Origin of the sequence: Rhodococcus gannanensis, from assembly GCF_042681175.1 — a bacterium.
Classification (GTDB): Bacteria; Actinomycetota; Actinomycetes; order Mycobacteriales; family Mycobacteriaceae; genus Rhodococcus_G; species Rhodococcus_G gannanensis.
The window spans coordinates 425454-446241 of record NZ_JBHUFB010000010.1; the positions used below are offsets into that span (position 1 = coordinate 425454).

Here is a 20788-nt window from a genome sequence, read left to right on the forward strand (position 1 = left end):
GTCCGGCGCAGCTCCCGACTGGGAGGCAGGATGGTCGCCGTGAGTTCCTCCGCCATCACCCTCTTCGACCTGGACGGCACCCTCACCGATTCCGCTCCCGGCATCGTCACCGGTTTCCGGCACGCGCTGGCATCGGTCGGCGCCGCGGAGCCGGACGGCGATCTGACCCGCCTGGTGCTCGGTCCGCCGATGGCCGACTCCCTGCGCGCCGTCGGTCTCGACGAGGAGCGGGCGGAACGGGCGCTCGCCGTGTACTTCGACCGGTACGACCGCGTCGGCTGGGCGGAGAACGCGGTATTCGACGGCATCGCGGAGCTCCTCGGCACGCTGGCGGGAACCGATCGGCGGCTGGCGGTCGCGACGTCGAAGTCGGAGCGGTTCGCGCACCGGATCCTCGACCACTTCGGGCTGGCCGACCGCTTCGAGGTGATCGCCGGGGCGTCCGCGGACGGGTCGCGGCGGGCGAAGGCGGACGTCATCGAACACGCGTTGCGTTCGCTCGGCGTCGACCCCGTCGCGGGCGGCACCGACGGTGTGGTGATGGTCGGCGACCGCATCCACGACGTGCACGGCGCGGCGCACTGGGGCATTCCGACGGTGTTCGTGCGGTGGGGATACGGGGACGCTTCGGAGGCCGACGACGCCGCGTGGACCGCGGAGACGGTCGCGGACCTGCACGCGATCCTGTTGCCCACGCACTGACGGACCACCGCGGTAACCTGCCGCCGTGGTCCTGGACGCATCTTCCGCCGACTCGGCGCGCCTGCACGTCACGTTCGTCTGCACCGGCAACATCTGCCGCTCCCCGATGGCGGAGAAGATCTTGCTCGGGCATCTCCGTGAGGCGGGCCTCGCCGACGAGGTGCGGGTGTCGAGCGCGGGGACCGGCGGCTGGCACGTCGGCGACGAGGCCGATCACCGAACGACGGCGGTACTGCGGGCGCACGGCTACCCGGTCGGGCATAGCGCCGCGCAGGTCGACGACGACCATCTGGACGCGGATCTGGTCGTCGCCCTGGACACCGGCCACGACCGCGAGCTCGCGCACCTCGGGGTGCCGACGGACCGCAGGCGGCTGCTCCGCAGTTTCGACCCGGACGCGGACGACGCCTCGGTTCCCGATCCGTACTACGGCGATGCCACCGACTTCGATCTGGTCCGGGAGCAGATCGAGGCGGCCGTCCCCGGCCTGCTCGCGTGGGTTCGCGAGCACCTGTGACCGAGTGATTCCGAACACCGACATTTCGGTCTCAGCCGACGCTCCCAGTACCGTGGTGGCGTGCGAAGACTGAGTTTTCTGCTGCGTCCGGGCTGGCTGGTGCTCGCCGTCGTCGTGGCGGGCTTCGCCTACATGTGCTTCACCGTGCTCGCACCGTGGCAGCTCGGGAAGAACACGAACACCGAGCACCGCAACGCGTTGATCGAGCAGTCGGTGAACGCGGATCCCGTGCCCGTCCAGTCGATCCTGCCGGAATCCGGGCCGCTGAACCCCGACGACGAGTGGCGGCAGGTGACGGCGACGGGCACGTACCTGTCGGACCGCGAGGCGCTGGTGCGACTGCGGTCGATCGAGGGCGATCCCGCATACGAGGTGCTGACGCCGATGCGTCTGGCCGGCGGCGAGGTCATCCTCGTCAACCGCGGTTTCGTGCGTCCGGTCCAGGGCACCCTGGCTCCGCCGATCGAACCCGCACCCGCCGGCGAGGTCACCGTCAACGCCCGCGCCCGCGTGTCGGAGGGAACCGTCCCCGGGAAGGATCCGATCGTCGAGAACGGCATCCCGCAGGTGTACTTCCTCGACGCCGGGCAGGTCGGCACCACAGTGGGTCTGCCACTCGTCGACGCGTGGTTCCAGCTCTCGGCGGGCGAGCCGGGCGCGCTGAATCCGATTCCGCTCCCCCAACTCGACGCGGGCCCGTATCTCTCCTACGGGCTGCAGTGGCTCGCGTTCGGGATCATGGCACCGCTCGGGTTGGCCTACTTCGTCCGCGCAGAGATTCGGGAACGGCGCCGCGAGCGTGCGAGCACGGTCGTCGCCGCCGAGCCCGTCGCGGCCGATGTTCCCATCGCAGATGTCGCGTCCGTCGCCACCGAACCGGCACCCGTCGAGGACGTCACGGTGCCGCGTCGACGCTTCGGACGCCAGGCGGAGGCCGAACCGGCGCCGATGACCGCGGCGGAGGCGAAGCTCGCCGACCGCTACGGCAAGCGGCGCTGACCGCTACCGCACCCGACTGCGGGCGACGACTGCAACCACCGTCGCGCACACCACGGTGGCTCCGATCTGCACCACCTCGGACAGCCGGGTGACCCGCGCGATGTCGCGAACCTCCGGTACCGGTCCGTCACCGAGCGAGGGCCGCTCCTCGATGCCGTGGGAGTATTCGGTGCGCCCGCCGAGCCGGACGCCGAGCGCTCCCGCCATCGACGCCTCCGCGACACCCGCGTTGGGACTGGGGTGGGCGGACGCGTCACGACGCCATGCCCGGGCGGAGGCAGCCGGGGAACCGCCGACCACCGGTGCGGACGCGACCGCGAGCAGTCCGGTGAGCCGGGCCGGGACGAGGTTCGCGACGTCGTCGAGGCGGGCGGCGGCCCAGCCGAAGCGCAGGTAACGCGGCGAGCGGTATCCGATCATGGCGTCGAGGGTGTTCACCGCGCGATATCCGAGCGCGCCGGGTGCCCCGGCGATCGCCGCCCACACCAGGGGGCCGACGGTGGCGTCGGAGGTGTTCTCGGCGATCGATTCGACGGTGGCGCGGGCGATCCCGGCCTCGTCGAGGGAATTCGGGTCACGACCGCACAGGGACGGGACGAGTGCGCGTGCACCGTCGAGGTCTCCCGCGTCGAGCCGGTCGGCCATCCGGTCCCCTACCCGCGACAGCGACGTACCGCCGAGCGCGGTCCAGGTCGCGGCCGCGACGAGCGCCGCCTCCCCCGCCCAGCCGAGGCCGCGCGTCAGCCGGCCCGCGACGACCGCGCCTGCGACCACCGCGCCGGTGAGCAGCGCCGTATGGCCCGCACCTGCCGGACGGGAATCGCGATGCGTGTGGTTCTCCAGTGCGGCCGCCGCCAGTCCGAACCCTGCGACGGGGTGCCGCCGGGTCGGGTCGGCGAACACCCGGTCGGCCGCGTATCCCAGGACGATACCTGTCGCGCGTGCGGAGATGTGGGGCCTGTTCACGGCACCAGTTCTATCAATCCCGTGTGCTCTCGATTCGGCCGCCCGTCGTGTCCGTGGCCGCAACCGGCACGGGCGATGCGAAGATGCCCGACGACACGATCAGCAGGGGATGGGAGTCGACAGCGGTGGCAGCGACCACGGTGAAGTCCGCGGGCAAGCGCTTGGCGTCCCTCGTCCACGAGGTCAACACCGGCACCGTCGCGGTCGAGATCACGGGCAAGACGGACAGCGCGGTGCTCGTCTCTCTCGCCCACTACACGGCCCTTCAGGAGGCCACGTTCCTGCTCCGCTCCCCCGAGCTGATGGACAGCTTGCGCCGCGAGCTGGCCCGCACCCTCGTTCCGCCTGCGCCGGATCGGTCCGCCGATGCGGATCCGTCGTCGGCGACCGCCACATGTCGTCGCGGCTCCAAGGCCAAGGCCCGCAAGAAGAAGCGGGCGAAGCGAAAGAAGAAGAATTCGGCGTGACGACTGCTCGGCCGGAACGAGCCCGCTCTCAGCCGGGCAGTCCGGATCGTGCGGCACCAACCGGCAGGTCCCGCACCCGCCGGGCGGGGTTGCCCGCGTAGAGACCGTTGGGTTCACAATCACGGGTGACGACGGCACCAGCCCCGACGATGCAACCCGGGCCGACGGTGACTCCGGGCAGCACGATCGCTCCCGCGCCGATCCAGCACCCGTCACCGATGGTGATCGGCAGGTTGCGGACCCGTCCACCCCGTCCGTCCTCGGGGCCGATCTCGTGAGTGCTGGTGATGAACCTGGCCCCGTGTCCGACCGCGACCTGGGTGCCCAGGGTGATCGGCGCGGTCCCGTCGAACAGCACACCCCGATTGACGAAGGTGCCGAGCCCCATCCGAATGTCCTTGCCGCCGAAGTGACATCCGGAGTAGATGCCCGCACCCCAGACACGCGCTCCGGCAGCGAGCAGCAGCAGAATCCGCAACCACACCGGGACGAACGGGGACGCCTGGACGATCGTGATGAAACGCACCGCGTCACGATAACGGCGTCGCCGTTCTACGCTGGACGAAACGTCGAGCCGAGGAGCGTCCATGGAGTCCGACCCGATCCCCGTGGTGTTCGTGCACGGGCTGTGGATGCACTCGAGCAGTTGGCAGCCGTGGACCGAACTGTTCGCCGCACGTGGCTACGTGCCGATCACGCCGGGGTGGCCCGGCGACGGCGACTCGGCGGTCGCGACACGCGAGAATCCCGACCGGCTGGGCGGAGTCGGCATCGCCGAGGTGACGCGCCACTACCGGACCGTGATCGACGCCCTGCCCTCGCAGCCGATCGTCGTCGGCCATTCCTTCGGTGGCCTGATCGCGCAGAAGCTGCTCGGCGACGGCGGGGTGCGCGGTGCGGTGGCGATCGCCCCCGCCCAGTTCAAGGGCGTCCTGCGACTCCCCCTCGACCAGGTGCGCAGCGTCATGCCGATCCTGCGGAATCCGCTGTTACGGAACAAGACGTGGACGCACACCCCGGAGTCGTTCCACCGCAGCTTCGCGAACGCGATCTCGCGCGAGGAGTCGGACCGGTTGTTCGACGCCCACTCGATCCCGGCCCCTGCGCGACCCCTGTTCCAGGCGGCGCTCGCCAATGTCGCATTCGGCAGCCCCGCGAAGATCGACACACGGACGGCACGGGGTCCACTGCTGATCGTGGCGGGCGGTCAGGACCGGATGGTTCCCGAGTCGATCGTGAAGTCGGAGTACAACATTCAGCGACGCAACACTGGCGCCACCGAGTACGCGGTGTTGCCCGATCGCGGCCACTCACTGGCCGGCGACGACGGCTGGCGCGAGGTGGCGGACCTCGCACTGGACTTCCTGGAGCGCCACGACCTCGGACCCGAGAAGGGCTGACGGCGCCGCGACCGCAATGAGATGTCCGGTGTCGGGCGGGTGGGAACCTGCGCGGCTGCCTGCTCTCGCTCGTTGCGGCGCAACTCCAGCAGGTACACGGCGCACACGGTGGCGTAGGCGGCGATCACGCACACGGGCGCGAAGATCAGCGTCAGCACTGCGAGGAGCGTCATGGGCACCTCCGTGGGCAGATGTCGGACGATTGCAGGCGGGCGTTCGTGGCGCCCTCGGGCTTCTCCAACGCCAGCGAACCGCCCTTCACATCACGGTAGTGACCCGACCGCATCCCACGGTGAATGCAACGTGAACTCCGCCTGTGACATCCCGCACTTTCCGCAGGTCAGACGTGATCCACGTCTCTCCATCCTCATCCACCCCACCCCGAAACCGGCAAAGCGGACACGCCGGATACCGTGTGGTCATGGCACGTTTCCCGATGCGCTCGAAGTACCTGCTCGCGGCCGCCCTCTCCGTCGGCGCACTGTCCCTGACGGCATGCTCGGCCGATCCGGTCCCGCCTGCACCGGACGCACTCTCCGCGAACGGGCTGAACGGCCTCGACGGCCGGGCGCTGATCGAACGACTCGACACGATGCCCGTCGCGGATCGTCCGGACGGGTTGATCGCGTCGGTCCGACCCGACGCCGTGCTCGTATCCGACGACGAGGGCCCGGAAACGGCCGTCCCTCTTCCCGTCGACGAGTTCTACCTGTCCATCGCCCCCTACGTGGGCACTACGCACGAGTGCTACTTCCACAGCCTCACCACGTGCCTCGGCGAGCTCCGCGACGAGCCCGTCCGGGTGCTGGCGACCAACCGCGCCGACGGGGCCGTCCTGGCGGACTCGACGACCCGCACCTACGACAACGGTTTCGTCGGCCTCTGGCTCCCGCGAGACATCGAGGCCGACGTGGTGGTCGAGTACGCCGGACGCACCGGCCGGACGACGGTCGGCACGGGTCCGGACGACCCGACCTGCATCACGACGGTCGATCTCGTCTAGACCACCTCACCGCACCGCCGGCTCTCGGACGGTGCGGGACACGGCCAGCGCCATCACCGCCGCGATCGCGCACAGTCCCCCGGCGACGAAGAACGCGGCGTCGTACCCGCCGAGCTCGTCCCGTACCAGCCCGGCGAGGAAGGCGACGATCCCGGCGCCGATCTGGTGTGATGCGAAGACCCAGCCGAACACGATCGGCGAATCCGCACCGAAGTGCGTGCGGCACAGCGCTATCGTCGGCGGCACCGTGGCGACCCAGTCCAGCCCGTAGAAGATCACGAACGCGATCATGGGCGGGTGCACACTGTCGGCGAACAGGATGGGCAGGAACGCGAGGGACACCCCGCGCAACAGGTAGTAGACGCCCAGCAGGATTCGCGGATCGAATCGGTCGGTGAACCAGCCGGAAGCGATCGTGCCCACCACGTCGAAGATGCCGATGACGGCGAGCAGGCTCGCGGCCGCGGTGGTCGGCATCCCGTGGTCGTGGGCGGCGGGTACGAAGTGCGTTCCGACGAGCCCGTTGGTGCTGGCGCCGCAGATCGCGAACGTGCCTGCGAGCAGCCAGAAGACGCGGGTCCGTGCGGCCGATCCGAGAACCGAGAGTGCGCGCCCGACGGCGCCACCTCGACCGGCGATGACGGGCGTGGGCGCCGCGTACCCGTCCGGCGCTCCGTACGGCTGCAACCCGACTTCGCTCGGGCGGTCGCGCAGGAACAGCACGACCAGGGGGACGACGGCGAGTGCCGCGAACGCGACGGTCAGTGCCACCACCTGCCACGAGTACCGCTCGGAGATCATCGCGAGCACGGGAAGGAACACCAACTGTCCGGCCGCACCGCCCGCGGTGAGGACGCCGGTGACGAGTCCGCGCCGGGCGACGAACCAGCGGTCGACGACGGTCGCGACGAAGGCGAGTGCCATCGAGCCCGTGCCGAGGCCGACGAGCACACCCCACAGCAGCACGAGTTGCCACTGCTCGGTCATGAACACTGTCAGTCCGCTGCCTGCCGCGACGAGCAGCAGGGCGAACGACACCACCCGCCGCAGCCCGAACCGTTCCATGAGCGCGGCTGCGAACGGTGCCGTCAGCCCGTACAGGACGAGGTTGACGGACACCGCCGACGCGATCGCGGCCCGCGACCATCCGAACTCGGCGTGCAGCGGGTCGATGAGGATCGACGGCGCCGCCCGGAATCCCGCGGCGCCGACGAGGGCGAGGAAGGCGACGGCGGCGACGAGCCAGGCGGGGTGCAGGCGGAAGCGACCACCCGTCGCGGTGGGCCGGTCGGGCGCGAGTTCGGAGGTCACGGCGATCAGTCTGCTCGATCGTGACCCGGACGAACCATTGGCCTGAATGCCAATATGTGAAAGAATCCAGCCATGCATCGCGTGGTGGTCCTGGCGCTGGACGGGGTGATCCCGTTCGAGCTCGGCATCCCCGCACGCGTGTTCGGAGCCGCGAAAGGCCCTTCAGGCGATCTCCTGTACGAGGTGCTCACCTGCACCGCCGACGGTGCCCCGGTGCGGACGGACGCCGATTTCACGGTCGCCGTGGACCACGGACCGGAACTGCTTGCGACCGCGGACACCGTGGTGATTCCCGCGTCGCACGATCTGGGCAGCGCCTACGAAGGAACGCTCCCCGCGCCGATCGCGGCGGCGCTGGACCACGTTCGACCCGGAAGCCGGTACGTCTCGATCTGTATCGCGTCGTACGTCCTGGCAGCGGCGGGACTGCTGGACGGACGGCGGGCGACCACCCACTGGTGGCACGCCGACCACTTCCAGGCCGCCTATCCGCAGGTGCAGGTGGACCCGAACGTGCTCTACGTCGACGAGGGGGACGTCCTCACCTCGGCCGGTGTCGCTGCCGGGCTCGACCTCTGCCTGCACATCGTGCGCCGCGACCATGGCGCCGAGGTGGCGACCCGTGTCGCGAAACGGTCGGTGATCCCGGCATGGCGGGACGGCGGACAGGCCCAGTTCATCGACCGGCCGCTTCCCGCCCGGTCCGCGGATTCGACTGCAGCGACGCGGGACTGGGCCGCGGCCAACCTGCACGAACCGCTCACCCTGACCCGGCTCGCCGGGCACGCCAACATGAGCGTGCGCACCTTCACCCGCCGCTTCGCCGACGAGACCGGCACCACCCCGACGCAGTGGCTGATCACACAGCGGGTCGACCACGCCCGGCGACTGCTCGAGACCACCGACCGGTCCGTCGACGCCGTCGCCTCCGACGCCGGTTTCGGAACCGCGACGTCCCTGCGCCAGCACATGGCCGCACAGCTCGGGGTGTCGCCGTCCGCCTACCGCAAGACCTTCCGCGGCTAGGCCTGTGCGCACTTCTGGTAGCTGGAGCTACCAGAAGTGCGCACAGGCCCTGGCCACCGCAGCATCCATCGTGAATTCTTGACCCATGGCAGATGACAGCCCGCTCACCGAATTGACGTTCAGCGTCTCCGGTCACGTCGCCCGACCACGCGCACAGGTCTACGAAGCAGTCGCCGACCCGGAGCAACTGTCGAAGTACTTCACCACCGGCGGTGCGCGCGGCCGCCTCGAACCAGGTTCCGACGTCACCTGGGATTTCCACGACTTCCCCGGCGCCTTCCCGGTCACGGTCGTCGACGCCGACCCACCGCGCCGCATCGTCGTCGAATGGGACGGGTCCGCAACGACGTCAGCGACCGGCACCACCACGACGACGTTCGAGTTCGAACCCGTGGACGACGACACCCGCACCCGCGTCTCGATCACGGAGTCGTCGTGGCAGCCGACCGAAGAAGGCGCGAAGAACGCCTTCGGCAACTGCATGGGATGGACCGGAATGCTCGCCGCGCTCAAGGTGTGGGTCGAGCACGGGATCAACCTGCGCGACGGCTTCTACAAGTGAGGTAGCCCGGCGCACGCACGGTGCCGGGGGTTCGCAACCACGCGGGGGCGGATTCGCCGGCCTCAGGCTGCGCCGAGGCCGTCGGCTCCACGACAGACATCACTCCGTATCGACCGCGCGCGAGCACTTCTCGCTCGCGCGACGAACGCGGAGACCGGCGCTGTCGCAGGCAGCGGCCGCGTGAGAATCGGACGGTTCGACCGCGGCTACCATCGTCGTCACGGCGATCCGCCAGATTCGGATGCCCCGCACCACCGCCACCCGAGGAGTCATGAGAATACGTCCAGGCGACAGCCGGAACCCCCTGCCGACCCCGCCGGTCCCGCAGGGCGAACCACCACAACGATGGCCTGGACCGCAACCGACGCCACCTCGACCGGGCAGCGGGACGCCTGGACCCCGGGTCGAACGCCGGCGCCCACCGATGTGGCCGTCATCGCCACCACCGTCCTCGGTCGTCACCACTCCCCCCGGCTCGCCGCCTGTCTTTCCCCCGGACGAGGTCCGTCCGGGCACACCGCCACCGCCTCCGCCCGGGAAACCGGACTGGGATCGACTCCGCCGGTCCTCGATCGGCTGGGGGCTGCGCGGGATGGCCGCGTTCCTCGCCCTCTGCGTCCTGATGCCGATCGTGTACCGCGTCGCGACACCGCCCCGGACGCTGTTCATGCTGACCGACGAGGCCGACGGCCCGACCGTCTTCCAGGACGTCTCCCTCGACTACATCAGCAGGCACTACGTCGCCGCGGTCATCGTCCACGAGGACGCGAAGCTCGGCACCCGCACGGGTCCGTACCACCTGGGCGAGTTCGTCGATCGCACGACGAATTATCTCGGTACCGGCGAGGACAACTCGGGATCGACGATCCCGCAGCAACTCGTGAAGAACATCTTCCTGTTCCGGGGCGAGTGGGTCGTCACCAAAGCCGTCCGCAAGGGTGTCGAGGCGGTACTGGCATGGCCGTTCAACCTGATCGGGGATCGCAGGCAGCTCGAGCTGTACCTGAACTACGCGCAGTTCGGACCGAACCTGTACGGCATCTGCGCCGCGAGCTGGTACTACTTCAACCGCCCGCCCTGGGACGGAAACGGCGCGGACGCAGCGACTCTGGCGGGTCTGCTACCCCTCGGCGAGGACGCGAAGCGAGCCCCCGGGGGCGGCGTGGACATCACCAGCGACGGCCAGTGGGTCGTCGCCAGCACCGTGACGCGGGCGCGCACGAAGGTGCCGCAGCGGGTCGAGGAGATGGGCGGGTGGGAGGGCACCGTGGAAACGGTCGGCATCCTCGACTCCGCGAGCGACAACAACCCGCTCGACGACCCCGACAGCTGCTCGACCATGCCCGAGTCCGTCGCGAATCGACTGGCATCCGAAGGAGCCTGGTGGAGCGACCAGTACCCCGGTTGAGCGGAAGACGCAGAATCCCGCACCGTGGGGGTGCGGGATTCTCGGGTGGGCGCGACAGGTATCGAACCTGCGACCGCTGGTGTGTAAAACCAGAGCTCTACCACTGAGCTACACGCCCGAAACCCGGCGCGCGGTGCCGGACCGCACGCCGAGTTGCACTCAGGAATCTAGCGCGGCGAGCGCTTTCTCCCAAGCCCCCTGGTCACGGGCCTCTCCGGGGCCGTTCATCTCGGCGAACCGGATGACGCCCTCCTTGTCGACGACGAAGGTTCCGCGGTTCGGGAACCCGGCCTTCTCGTTGAAGACGTCATACGCCTGCGAGACCGCGCCGTGGGGCCAGAAGTCGGACAGCAGCGGGAACGTGTACCCCTGTTCCGCGGCCCAGATCTTGTGGGTCGGCGGGGGCCCGACGGAGATGGCGACGACAGCGGTGTCGTCGTTCTCGAAGGTCGGGAGCGTGTCACGTACCTTGCACAGCTCGCCCTGGCACGTTCCGGTGAACGCCAACGGGTAGAACACGACGAGGACGTTCTTCTTTCCGCGGTAGTCGGAAAGCGTCACTTCCTGGTTGTTCTGGTCCTTGAGCGTGAAATCGGGCGCGACGGTACCGACGGCCAACGGCATGACGAACTCCTCGAATCTCGGGTGGTGAAGCCGGTGCTACCGCGTCCGTCAGCGCTTGGCGGGACGTGCCTTCGGCTGCACCAGGCGGCTTCCCGACCAGGATCCCAGATTGGCGGCGGAGGTCTGCGTCAGCCCTGCGGTCGGCGCCGACTCGGCGATCTCGCTCGGCTCGACGTGCCCGGATTGCCCGGTCTTCGGGGTCAACACCCAGACGAATCCCTCGTCGGCGAGCGGACCGATCGCGTCCATGAGCGCATCCACCAGATCGCCGTCACCGTCCCGCCACCACAGCAGGACGACGTCGATCACCTCGTCGGAGTCCTCGTCGAGCATCTCCCCGCCGATGACGTCTTCCACCGCGGACCGCAGGTCGTCGTCGGTGTCCTCGTCCCAACCCAGTTCCTGCACAGCCATGTCTTCGGTGATGCCCAGCTTCTGGATGTAACTCTGAGCGTCGGCCGCGGCGACCACGGTGGTGTCCTCCTCTAAGTCGAACAGCTGAACCTCCAGCTTCCCGATCGGTGTTGATCGGTAGTGAAAGCGAACATGCTCAGGGCCGCTCGCGCAAGCGGGCCGCGCCGATTTGCCCCAACTAATGTCCCGATTCGCGGCTTCCGGTGGTCAGACGCCCGGCGATCGAGACTCCCACGCGCAACCGGCGACCGGGTTTGGCAGGATTGGACACAGGTCACCATCATGAACGAACCGGGACGCCGTCACAGTTGGCGAACCGGAATGGAACGGGCGCCACACCGAGCGCCCACCGCGATGAGGAGCAAATGTTGTCCGAGCAGATCCAGGACCCGGTATCTCCAGCAACACCCGGTCCCACACCCGGTTCCGACGGCCGGGTCCGCGTCATCCGAGAGGGCGTCGCGTCGTATCTCCCCGACATCGATCCGGACGAAACCGGTGAATGGATCGAGAGCTTCGACGACCTGCTCGAACGGTCGGGGCCCGCGCGCGCCAGATACCTGATGCTGCGACTGCTCGAGCGCGCAGGCGAGAACCGCGTCGCCATCCCCGCACTGACGTCCACCGATTTCGTCAACACCATTCCGACCGAGAACGAGCCGTGGTTCCCCGGCGACGAGGAGGTCGAGCGCCGCTACCGCGCCTGGATCCGCTGGAACGCGGCCATCATGGTGCACCGGGCGCAGCGCCCCGGCGTCGGCGTCGGCGGTCACATCTCCACCTACGCGTCGTCGGCCGCGCTCTACGAGGTCGGGTTCAACCACTTCTTCCGCGGCAAGGACCACCCCGGCGGCGGCGACCACATCTTCATCCAGGGCCACGCCTCCCCCGGCATCTACGCCCGCGCCTTCCTCGAGGGCCGCATCCCGGCCTCGCAGATGGACGGTTTCCGTCAGGAGGCCAGCCACGCCGACGCAGGCGGCGGCCTCCCGTCGTACCCGCACCCGCGGCTCCTGCCCGAGTTCTGGGAGTTCCCCACGGTGTCCATGGGCCTGGGCCCGATGAACGCCATCTACCAGGCCCGATTCAACCACTACCTGCACGACCGCGGCCTCAAGGACACCTCGCAGCAACACGTGTGGGCGTTCCTCGGCGACGGCGAGATGGACGAACCCGAATCGCGCGGTCTGGCGCACGTCGCCGCCACCGAGGGGCTCGACAACCTCACCTTCGTCGTGAACTGCAACCTGCAGCGCCTCGACGGGCCCGTCCGCGGCAACGGCAAGATCATCCAGGAACTCGAGTCCTTCTTCCGCGGCGCCGGCTGGAACGTCATCAAGGTCGTCTGGGGCCGCGAATGGGATTCGCTGCTGCACGCCGACAAGGACGGCGCCCTGGTCAACCTCATGAACGTCACCCCCGACGGCGACTACCAGACGTACAAGGCCAACGACGGCGGCTACGTCCGCGAACACTTCTTCGGCCGCGACCCGCGCACCAAGGAACTCGTCAAGGACCTCTCCGACCAGGAGATCTGGAACCTCAAGCGCGGCGGTCACGACTACCGCAAGATCCACGCGGCGTATGCGGCGGCGATGGCGCACAAGGGCCAGCCGACGGTGATCCTGGCCCACACCATCAAGGGCTACACCCTCGGCAAGCACTTCGAGGGCCGCAACGCGACCCACCAGATGAAGAAGCTGACGCTCGACGACCTCAAGGCGTTCCGCGACCTGCAGCGCATCCCGATCTCCGACGCCGAGTTGGAGAAGGACCCGTACCTGCCGCCGTACTACCACCCCGGCCCGGACGCCCCGGAGATCCGGTACATGCTCGACCGCCGCAAGGCGCTCGGCGGGTTCCTGCCGTCCCGGAACACCGACGCCGCCCCGCTGCCGGTGCCGGACATCTCCGCCCTCGACCCGATCCGCAAGGGATCCGGCAAGCAGGAGGTGGCGACGACGATGGCGCTGGTGCGTGTCATCAAGGAACTGTTGCGGGACAAGGAGATCGGTCACCGCATCGTGCCGATCATCCCGGACGAGGCCCGCACCTTCGGTATGGACTCGTGGTTCCCGTCGCTGAAGATCTACAACCGCAACGGACAGCTCTACACGTCCGTCGACGCGGAGCTGATGCTCGCCTACAAGGAATCGAGCGTCGGCCAGATCCTGCACGAGGGCATCAACGAGGCCGGATCGACATCGTCGTTCACGGCGGTCGGCACCTCCTACGCCACCCACGGCGAGCCGATGATCCCGCTGTACATCTTCTATTCGATGTTCGGCTTCCAGCGGACCGGCGACGGCTTCTGGGCGGCCGCCGACCAGATGACCCGCGGATTCGTCCTCGGCGCCACCGCCGGCCGCACGACCCTCACCGGTGAGGGCCTGCAGCACGCCGACGGCCACTCGCTGCTGCTCGCGTCGACCAACCCCGCGGCCGTCACCTACGACCCCGCCTTCTCCTACGAGATCGCGCACATCGTCCGGGACGGCATCCGCCGCATGTTCGGCGGCACCCCGGGAGTCCCCGGATTCGGCGGCGAGAACGTCTTCTACTACCTGACGATCTACAACGAGCCGTACGTGCAACCGGCAGAGCCCGAGGACCTGGACGTCGACGGCCTCCTCAACGGCATCTACCTGTACCAGCGAGCAGAGGGAACGGGACCGCGCGCCCAGATCCTCGTGTCCGGCGTCGGAATGCCGGAGGGCCTGCGCGCCGCACAGCTGCTCGCCGACGACTGGGGTGTCGCCGCGGACGTGTGGTCGGTGACGTCGTGGGGCGAGCTGCGCCGCGAGGGCATCGAGTGCGACCGCGAGGCCCTGCGCAATCCGGACCAGCCGGCACCGGTGCCGTACGTCGCCTCCGTGCTCGCCGACGCCGAGGGCCCGTTCGTGGCCGCCTCCGACTGGATGCGCGCGGTACCGGACCAGATCCGGCAGTGGGTGCCCGGCGACTACACCACCCTCGGCACCGACGGGTTCGGCTTCTCCGACACCCGCACGGCCGCCCGCCGCTACTTCAACGTCGACGCCGAGTCGATCGCGGTGGCGGCGCTCGCCGGCCTCGCCCGCGCCGGGAAGGTCGAGCACAACACCCCTGCCGCCGCGGCCAAGCAGTACCGCATCGACGACGTGCTCGCCGCGCCGACGTCGATGAAGGATCCCGGCAGCGCCTGATCCGACAGCCCACGAGCGCCCCGCCACCGGTCACGGTGGCGGGGCGCCGCCGTTGTAACAGTCGGTGCCCGGCCACCGTGTGTCGCACATCTCCGGGACCCGGTGGCGTAGGTTTCGGTGTCATGGGTGATCAGGACGCGGCCCCACACGCCGAGCCGACCGACCCGCGTGACGGCTCCGAGGCCGCGGAACCGACGCCCGCACGGGCACCGATCGCGCCGCCACCATTCGCGCGGCGGCGCGTACAGCGCGATCCGCTGCCCGACGCGCTGCTGCGCCGGGTCAAGCAATTCTCGGGCCGACTGTCCACCGAGGCGGTCTCGTCGATGCAGACGCAGCTGCCGTTCTTCGACGACCTCGACGCCGATCAGCGGGCCAGCGTGCAACTGCTGGTACAGACCGCGATCGTCAACTTCCTGGACTGGCTGCAGAACCCCGCGGACAGCGACATGCGGTTCAGCCTCGACGCCTTCCAGGTGATTCCGCAGGACCTGGCCCGGCGGTTGACCCTCCGCCAGACGGTCGACATGGTGCGTGTCGCGATGGAGTTCTTCGAACAGTGGCTTCCCGCGCTCGCCCGCAACGAGCAGCAACTGGTCGCGCTGACCGAGGCGGTGTTGCGGTACGGCCGTGAACTGGGCTTCACCGCGGCGTCGGTGTACGCCAGCGCCGCGGAGTCCCGGGGTGCGTGGGACACACGCCTCGAGGCGCTCGTGGTCGACGCGGTGGTGCGCGGGGACACCGGCCCGGACATGCTCTCGCGGGCGGCAACCCTGAACTGGGACGCGAACGCCCCGGCGACCGTCCTCGTCGGTACACCGCCCCCCGACCAGGGTGTGTCCGTGGTCGGCACCGTGCACACCGTCGCCGGGCGCCACGGTCGCGCCGCACTCGCGGTCGTGCAGGGGTCGCGCCTGGTCACCGTGGTGAGCGGCGACATGCGGCCGACTGCCGAGAACAGACCGTTCCTGGGCGACCTGCTCGCGGCGTTCTCACCGGGGCCCGTCGTGATCGGCCCGACGACGGGGACGCTCGGCGCGGCGCACTTCAGCGCGGTGGAGGCGCTGGCAGGCATGGACGCCGTGCCGGGCTGGCGGGGTGCCCCCCGACCCGTGCACGCGGCCGAACTACTGCCCGAGCGGGCGCTGCTCGGCGATCGGGCCGCCCTCGACGCCCTCTACGACCAGCTGGTGCGACCGCTGGAGGATTCCGGCTCGGCTCTGTCGGACACCCTGGACGCCTACCTCGACTGCGGCGCCGCGGTCGAGACCTGCGCACGGCAACTGTTCGTCCATCCAAATACTGTGAGATATCGCCTGAAGAAAATCGCGGAGGTGACCGGCAGGGATCCCACCAACCCCAGGGACGCCTACGTACTCCGTATTGCGGCAACAGTGGGAAGACTGACTCGAAACCATCACGAACCATTCCATTCAGTCACAGCAGTAACATCTGTAACAAGTCAGGGGAACCGGCTGTAACGGCACAAAGGCCAACAACGATGGCGGCCGCCGACTAGGAGTTTTGTTGGAACCCTCTAAAACACTTGTCGAAGGTTCATCGTCAACAACACCCCGCAGAACCGCCCTCTCAGTGTTCCCTTATTCCTGTGATTGCGATGCTCGCCCCGGGTCAGGGGTCCCAAAGCCCCGGCATGCTCAGCCCTTGGCTGGAGTTGCCGGGCACCGCTGATCGCCTTGCGATCTGGTCGAAGGCGGCTGGACTCGATCTCGTCCGCCTCGGCACCACCGCCACCGCAGAGGAGATCACCGACACCGCGGTGACCCAGCCTCTGGTCGTGGCGTCCGCGCTCCTCGCGTTCGAGGAGCTCGAGCGCCGCGGCGAACTCCCCGCGGAGTTCATCGCAGCCGGCCACTCCGTCGGCGAACTCGCCGCGGCCGCGATCGCCGGCGTCATCACCGCCGACGACGCCGTCACACTCGCCGCGATCCGCGGATCGGAGATGGCGAAGGCGTGCGCCCTCGAGCCGACTGGCATGTCCGCGGTCCTCGGTGGCGACGAGGAGGCCGTCCTCGCCCGACTGGCCGAACTCGACCTCGAGCCGGCCAACCGCAACGCCGCCGGGCAGATCGTCGCGGCCGGACTGCTGACGCAGCTCGACGAGCTCGCGGCGAACCCGCCGGAGAAGGCGCGGGTGCGTGCACTGCCCGTCGCCGGCGCATTCCACACCCGGTTCATGGGCCCGGCCCAGGACGCTGTGACGGAAGCGGCCTCGAGGATCGTGCCGAACGACCCGACCCAGACGCTGCTGTCCAACGCGGACGGGCAGCCGGTCATCTCGGGCGCCGATGCCCTCGCGAAGCTCGCGGCTCAGGTCACCCGCCCCGTGCGGTGGGATCTGTGCAGCGCCTACCTCCGTGACGTCGAGGCGTCCGCGGTCGTCGAGCTGCCGCCCGCCGGAACGCTGGTGGGTATCGCCAAGCGCGAGATGAAGGGCACCCCCACGCTCGCCCTGAAGACCCCCGCCGACCTGGACGCGCTCGCGCAGCTCGCACAGCCGGCCTGACTCGTCACGGCCCCATGCCGTGCTCGAAGTACACCAATGCTTGCATCACTCGGCCGGTAGAGATATCGGCCGAACGCAGGACCCGAAAATAAACACACCAATGAAGGGAGCCACCCCGTGGCGCACAACCAGGAAGACATCATCGCCGGTCTCGCGGAGATCATCGAGGAGGTCACCGGTATCGAGCCGTCCGAGGTGACCATCGAGAAGTCCTTCGTCGACGACCTCGACATCGACTCGCTGTCCATGGTCGAGATCGCCGTCCAGACCGAGGACAAGTACGGCGTCAAGATCCCGGACGAGGATCTCGCCAGCCTGCGCACCGTCGGTGACGCCGTCGCCTACATCCAGAAGCTCGAGGCCGAGGGCATCCAGACCGGCTCCACCGACGGCGAGTGAGCCCCGACGTGTCCTCCACCTCTCCCCGCACGTTGCCCAACGTCGTCGTCACCAGCCTCGCTGCCACGACATCGCTCGCGGGTGACGTGGATGCCACGTGGAAGTCGCTGCTCGCCGGTGAGAGCGGGATCGGCACGCTCGACGGATTCGTCGACGAGTACGACCTCCCCGTGCGTATCGGCGGTCGCCTCAAGGTGAGCCCCGACGAGGGCCTTTCCCGCGTCGAGGTTCGCCGGATGGCGTTCGCCGAGCGTGTGGCGCTTACCCTCAGCCGGGCGGTCTGGCAGTCCGCGGGCAGCCCGGAGGTGGACAAGGATCGCCTCGGCGTCGTGATCGGCACCGGACTCGGTGGCGGCGAAGCCCTCATCGACGCGGTGGACAAGCTGAACACCGGCGGGTACCGCAAGGTGTCCCCGTTCGCTGTTCAGATGGTCATGCCGAACGGTCCGTCGGCCACCGTCGGACTCGAACTCGGCGCTCGTGCCGGCGTCATCACACCGGTGTCCGCCTGTTCGTCGGGGTCCGAGGCCATTGCGCACGCGTACCGGATGATCGCCCTCGGCGACGCCGACATCGTGGTGGCCGGTGGTGTCGAGGGGCAACTCGATGCCGTCGCAACGGCCAGCTTCGCGATGATGAGGGCGCTGAGCACGCGCAACGACGATCCCGCGGGTGCGTCGCGCCCGTTCGACAAGGATCGTGACGGCTTCGTCTTCGGCGAGGCCGGCGCGATGATGGTCCTCGAGACCGAGGAGCACGCGAAGGCTCGCGGTGCCACCATCCACGCACGACTGCTGGGTGCGGGCATCACCTCGGACGGCTACCACATCGTGGCACCGCACCCCGAGGGCACCGGAGCGGCGCGGGCGATGACCCGGGCCATCCAGTCCGCCGGGCTGTCGAAGTCGGACATCTCGTTCGTCAACGCCCACGCGACCGCCACCCCGATCGGTGACATCGCGGAGGCGAAGGCAATCAACGCTGCCGTCGGCAATCACACCGCGGTGTACGCACCGAAGTCCGCACTCGGGCACTCGATCGGCGCCGTCGGTGCGCTCGAGGCAGTGCTCACGGTCCTGAGTGTGCGTGACGGGGTCATTCCCCCCACGCTCAATCTCGAGAATCAGGATCCAGAAATCGATCTCGACGTCGTCGCGGGCGAGGCCCGCAACGGTCAGATCGACTTCGCACTCAACAACTCGTTCGGATTCGGTGGGCACAACGTTGCGCTCGCCTTCGGCCGCGCCTGACGGATCGGCTCGACGTTCGACGGTGAGGGGCTCGGCAATCCACCGGGCCCCTCACCACCCACTCCGCAGTCAGCGGCTCGCATTGAAGGAGGACCGGCGATGACCATTCTTGATCCGATCACCAGATCCGATTCGCAGCTCGACCCCCGCGATCCCCTGGCCCGGCTCGAGAAGCTGTTCGACGCCGGCACCACCGTCACGCTCCACCCCCGCGACAAGTCGGGTGTGCTGGCCGCGTCCGGTGAGATCGACGGCGTCCGCACCGTCGCCTACTGCTCCGACGCCACCGTCATGGGCGGCGCGATGGGCGTGGAAGGCTGCAAGCACATCGTCGCGGCGATCGACACCGCGATCGAAGAGCAGGTCCCCGTCGTCGGAATCTGGCACTCGGGCGGGGCCCGCCTGGCGGAGGGCGTCCAAGCCCTGCACGCCGTCGGCCTCGTGTTCGAGGCCATGGTCCGCGCGTCCGGCCTCGTCCCCCAGATTTCCGTCGTCCTCGGCTTCGCCGCGGGCGGCGCAGCCTACGGTCCGGCGCTGACGGACGTCGTGATCATGGCGCCCGAAGGTCGCGTGTTCGTCACCGGTCCCGACGTCGTGCGTTCGGTGACCGGCGAGCAAGTGGACATGGAGTCCCTCGGCGGACCGGCGACACACACCAAGAAGTCGGGTGTCGCACACATCGCGGCGCGCGACGAACTCGACGCCCTGCACCGCGCCCGCCGGCTCGTGTCGATGATCGCCGACCAGGGCGAGTTCGACCAGAACGCGGCCCGTCGCGGCGACACCGACCTGCGGGCGCTGATGCCCGAGTCGGCCAAGCGCGCCTACGACGTGCGGCCGATCGTCCACGAGCTGCTCGACAACGTCGACGGCGAGTCCACCCTCGAAGAGTTGCAGGGCAACTGGGCCCGCAGCATCGTCACCGGCATCGGCCGGATGGGCGGCCGCACCGTCGGCGTGATCGCGAACAATCCGCTGCGCCTCGGCGGCTGCCTGAACTCGGAGAGCGCCGAGAAGGCCGCCCGCTTCGTGCGCCTGTGCGACGCGTTCGGCATTCCGCTGGTCGTCATCGTCGACGTCCCTGGCTACCTCCCCGGCGTCAGCCAGGAATGGGAGGGTGTCGTCCGGCGCGGCGCCAAGCTGCTGCACGCGTTCGCGGAGGCCACCGTTCCCCGCGTCACGCTGGTGACGCGAAAGATCTACGGCGGCGCCTACATCGCCATGAACTCGCGTGCGCTCGGTGCAACCAAGGTGTACGCCTGGCCGGAGGCCGAGGTCGCCGTCATGGGTGCCAAGGCCGCTGTCGGGATCCTCCACAAGCGCGCGCTCGCCGCCGCGCCGGAGGAGGAGCGCGAGGCGCTGCACGACCGCCTCGCCGCCGAGCACGAGGCGATCGCGGGCGGTGTCGGACGCGCGATCGCGATCGGCGTCGTCGACGAACTGATCGAGCCTGCGCAGACCCGCAGCATGCTCACGGCCGCCCTGGCGGCCGCGCCTGCGCGCCGTGGACGGCACAAGAACATTCCGCTGTAGGACGGCGGATTCCGAGGCGATCGAGGGTGTGCCCACCGGGGCGCACCCTCGTTTGCGTTCTCACCTCGTGAGCGCCACCCCGACCAGAACGAGCGAGGCCACCGTCGCGACCGCACGCACCGTGTTGAAGGCCGTCCAGCGTGGAGCGTAGTCACCGAAGGTGATTCGTCCGGCGTCGAGTGCATTGTTGAGCGGCACGTTGATCGAGGCGGTGACGACGAGCGATCCGACGAGGTTGACGCCTGCCGCGGCGAAGTACCAGGGCGCCGCCGGGTCCGATGCCAGGAATCCCGCGACGAGCGCCGCGACCGGGGCACCGAGAAACGGCACGAACAGCCACGGCGTCTGGATCTTTCGATTGATGCCGCGCATCGCCTCTCCGGCCGCGGTCGCGTCGACCGCCCGAAGTCCCGGCATCACCGACATCGAGAACGCGTAATACAGCCCGGCGAGCGTGCCGTGAAGGACGAGCGTGACGAGTCCGAGAACCATCAT

Annotated in this window: 20 protein-coding genes, 1 tRNA gene and 1 pseudogene; 15 read left to right on the plus strand and 7 right to left on the minus strand. The window is 69.1% G+C overall.

Annotated elements, in window-relative coordinates:
- The first annotated feature begins 30 nt into the window (after positions 1-30).
- From ACFSJG_RS12960 to ACFSJG_RS12970, 3 genes are read left to right on the plus strand one after another with little or no spacing between them, the layout of a single operon-like run.
- Positions 31-702: an HAD-IA family hydrolase gene (locus ACFSJG_RS12960; RefSeq protein WP_378485623.1), complete on the plus strand. Its 672-nt coding sequence runs from the start codon at positions 31-33 to the stop codon at positions 700-702.
- 25 nt (positions 703-727) lie between these two features.
- Complete coding sequence (locus ACFSJG_RS12965; RefSeq protein ID WP_378485624.1) at positions 728-1219, plus strand: low molecular weight protein-tyrosine-phosphatase; 492 nt, start codon at positions 728-730, stop codon at positions 1217-1219.
- Positions 1220-1279: 60 nt separating this feature from the next.
- Positions 1280-2218 carry an SURF1 family cytochrome oxidase biogenesis protein gene (locus ACFSJG_RS12970; RefSeq protein WP_378485625.1) on the plus strand — a complete coding sequence of 313 codons (939 nt, stop codon included), beginning with the start codon at positions 1280-1282 and terminating at the stop codon, positions 2216-2218.
- Between the two features lie 6 nt (positions 2219-2224).
- Here ACFSJG_RS12970 and ACFSJG_RS12975 read toward each other — a convergent pair.
- Positions 2225-3184 (minus strand): annotated as a pseudogene (locus ACFSJG_RS12975) (cobalamin biosynthesis protein); the annotation flags it as partial.
- A gap of 23 nt (positions 3185-3207) precedes the next feature.
- Between ACFSJG_RS12975 and ACFSJG_RS12980 the strand changes: the two are divergent.
- Complete coding sequence (locus ACFSJG_RS12980) at positions 3208-3651, plus strand: type II toxin-antitoxin system Phd/YefM family antitoxin (protein ID WP_378485626.1); 444 nt, start codon at positions 3208-3210, stop codon at positions 3649-3651.
- Between the two features lie 28 nt (positions 3652-3679).
- Here ACFSJG_RS12980 and ACFSJG_RS12985 read toward each other — a convergent pair whose 3' ends face one another.
- The gene (locus ACFSJG_RS12985) at positions 3680-4177 is read right to left on the minus strand and encodes an acyltransferase (RefSeq protein ID WP_378485627.1); all 498 of its coding nucleotides are present in this window, start codon (positions 4175-4177) and stop codon (positions 3680-3682) included.
- 61 nt (positions 4178-4238) lie between these two features.
- On the opposite strand from ACFSJG_RS12985, the gene ACFSJG_RS12990 reads away from it, so the two are divergent.
- Entirely contained in the window at positions 4239-5051 is an 813-nt protein-coding gene (locus ACFSJG_RS12990; protein ID WP_378485628.1) for an alpha/beta hydrolase, read from the plus strand.
- Positions 5052-5472: 421 nt separating this feature from the next.
- Entirely contained in the window at positions 5473-6054 is a 582-nt protein-coding gene (locus ACFSJG_RS12995; RefSeq protein WP_378485629.1) for a CueP family metal-binding protein, read from the plus strand.
- A 6-nt stretch (positions 6055-6060) separates the two neighbouring features.
- Here the strand turns inward: ACFSJG_RS12995 and ACFSJG_RS13000 are convergent, their stop codons facing one another.
- Positions 6061-7365, minus strand: coding sequence for an MFS transporter (locus tag ACFSJG_RS13000; protein ID WP_378485630.1), 1305 nt, complete (start codon positions 7363-7365; stop codon positions 6061-6063).
- Between the two features lie 72 nt (positions 7366-7437).
- Here ACFSJG_RS13000 and ACFSJG_RS13005 point away from each other — a divergent pair, with 72 nt between their 5' ends.
- The 3 genes from ACFSJG_RS13005 to ACFSJG_RS13015 all read left to right on the plus strand — a co-directional run bounded on the left by ACFSJG_RS13005 (position 7438) and on the right by ACFSJG_RS13015 (position 10361).
- Positions 7438-8391 (plus strand): GlxA family transcriptional regulator, encoded by a 954-nt coding sequence (locus ACFSJG_RS13005; protein WP_378485631.1) that lies wholly within the window; start codon positions 7438-7440, stop codon positions 8389-8391.
- Positions 8392-8476: 85 nt separating this feature from the next.
- Complete coding sequence (locus tag ACFSJG_RS13010; RefSeq protein ID WP_378485632.1) at positions 8477-8953, plus strand: SRPBCC domain-containing protein; 477 nt, start codon at positions 8477-8479, stop codon at positions 8951-8953.
- Positions 8954-9545: 592 nt separating this feature from the next.
- Positions 9546-10361: a biosynthetic peptidoglycan transglycosylase gene (locus ACFSJG_RS13015; RefSeq protein ID WP_378485633.1), complete on the plus strand. Its 816-nt coding sequence runs from the start codon at positions 9546-9548 to the stop codon at positions 10359-10361.
- Between the two features lie 46 nt (positions 10362-10407).
- On the opposite strand, the gene ACFSJG_RS13020 is transcribed toward ACFSJG_RS13015, so the two are convergent.
- From ACFSJG_RS13020 to ACFSJG_RS13030, 3 genes are all read right to left on the minus strand, one after another.
- A tRNA-Val gene (locus ACFSJG_RS13020) sits at positions 10408-10479 on the minus strand.
- A 41-nt stretch (positions 10480-10520) separates the two neighbouring features.
- Positions 10521-10985: a peroxiredoxin gene (locus ACFSJG_RS13025; protein ID WP_378485634.1), complete on the minus strand. Its 465-nt coding sequence runs from the start codon at positions 10983-10985 to the stop codon at positions 10521-10523.
- A gap of 48 nt (positions 10986-11033) precedes the next feature.
- On the minus strand, positions 11034-11456 hold the full coding sequence (locus tag ACFSJG_RS13030; protein ID WP_378485635.1) for a DUF3052 domain-containing protein: 423 nt from the start codon (positions 11454-11456) through the stop codon (positions 11034-11036).
- 308 nt (positions 11457-11764) lie between these two features.
- Here ACFSJG_RS13030 and aceE point away from each other — a divergent pair, with 308 nt between their 5' ends.
- The 6 genes from aceE (at position 11765) to ACFSJG_RS13060 (ending at position 20293) form a co-directional block, all read left to right on the plus strand.
- Positions 11765-14584, plus strand: a complete 2820-nt coding sequence (gene aceE / locus ACFSJG_RS13035) for a pyruvate dehydrogenase (acetyl-transferring), homodimeric type (protein ID WP_378485636.1) — start codon at positions 11765-11767, stop codon at positions 14582-14584.
- 122 nt (positions 14585-14706) lie between these two features.
- Positions 14707-16065 (plus strand): PucR family transcriptional regulator, encoded by a 1359-nt coding sequence (locus tag ACFSJG_RS13040; protein ID WP_378485637.1) that lies wholly within the window; start codon positions 14707-14709, stop codon positions 16063-16065.
- Between the two features lie 128 nt (positions 16066-16193).
- A complete protein-coding gene (locus tag ACFSJG_RS13045) occupies positions 16194-17111 on the plus strand; it encodes an ACP S-malonyltransferase (protein ID WP_378485638.1) in 918 nt (305 codons plus the stop codon).
- Positions 17112-17228: 117 nt separating this feature from the next.
- Entirely contained in the window at positions 17229-17510 is a 282-nt protein-coding gene (gene acpM / locus ACFSJG_RS13050; protein WP_007535194.1) for a meromycolate extension acyl carrier protein AcpM, read from the plus strand.
- A gap of 8 nt (positions 17511-17518) precedes the next feature.
- Positions 17519-18760 (plus strand): KasA/KasB family beta-ketoacyl-ACP synthase, encoded by a 1242-nt coding sequence (locus ACFSJG_RS13055; RefSeq protein WP_378485639.1) that lies wholly within the window; start codon positions 17519-17521, stop codon positions 18758-18760.
- Between the two features lie 99 nt (positions 18761-18859).
- A complete protein-coding gene (locus ACFSJG_RS13060; protein ID WP_378485640.1) occupies positions 18860-20293 on the plus strand; it encodes an acyl-CoA carboxylase subunit beta in 1434 nt (477 codons plus the stop codon).
- Between the two features lie 60 nt (positions 20294-20353).
- Here ACFSJG_RS13060 and ACFSJG_RS13065 read toward each other — a convergent pair whose 3' ends face one another.
- Complete coding sequence (locus ACFSJG_RS13065) at positions 20354-20788, minus strand: anthrone oxygenase family protein (protein ID WP_378485641.1); 435 nt, start codon at positions 20786-20788, stop codon at positions 20354-20356.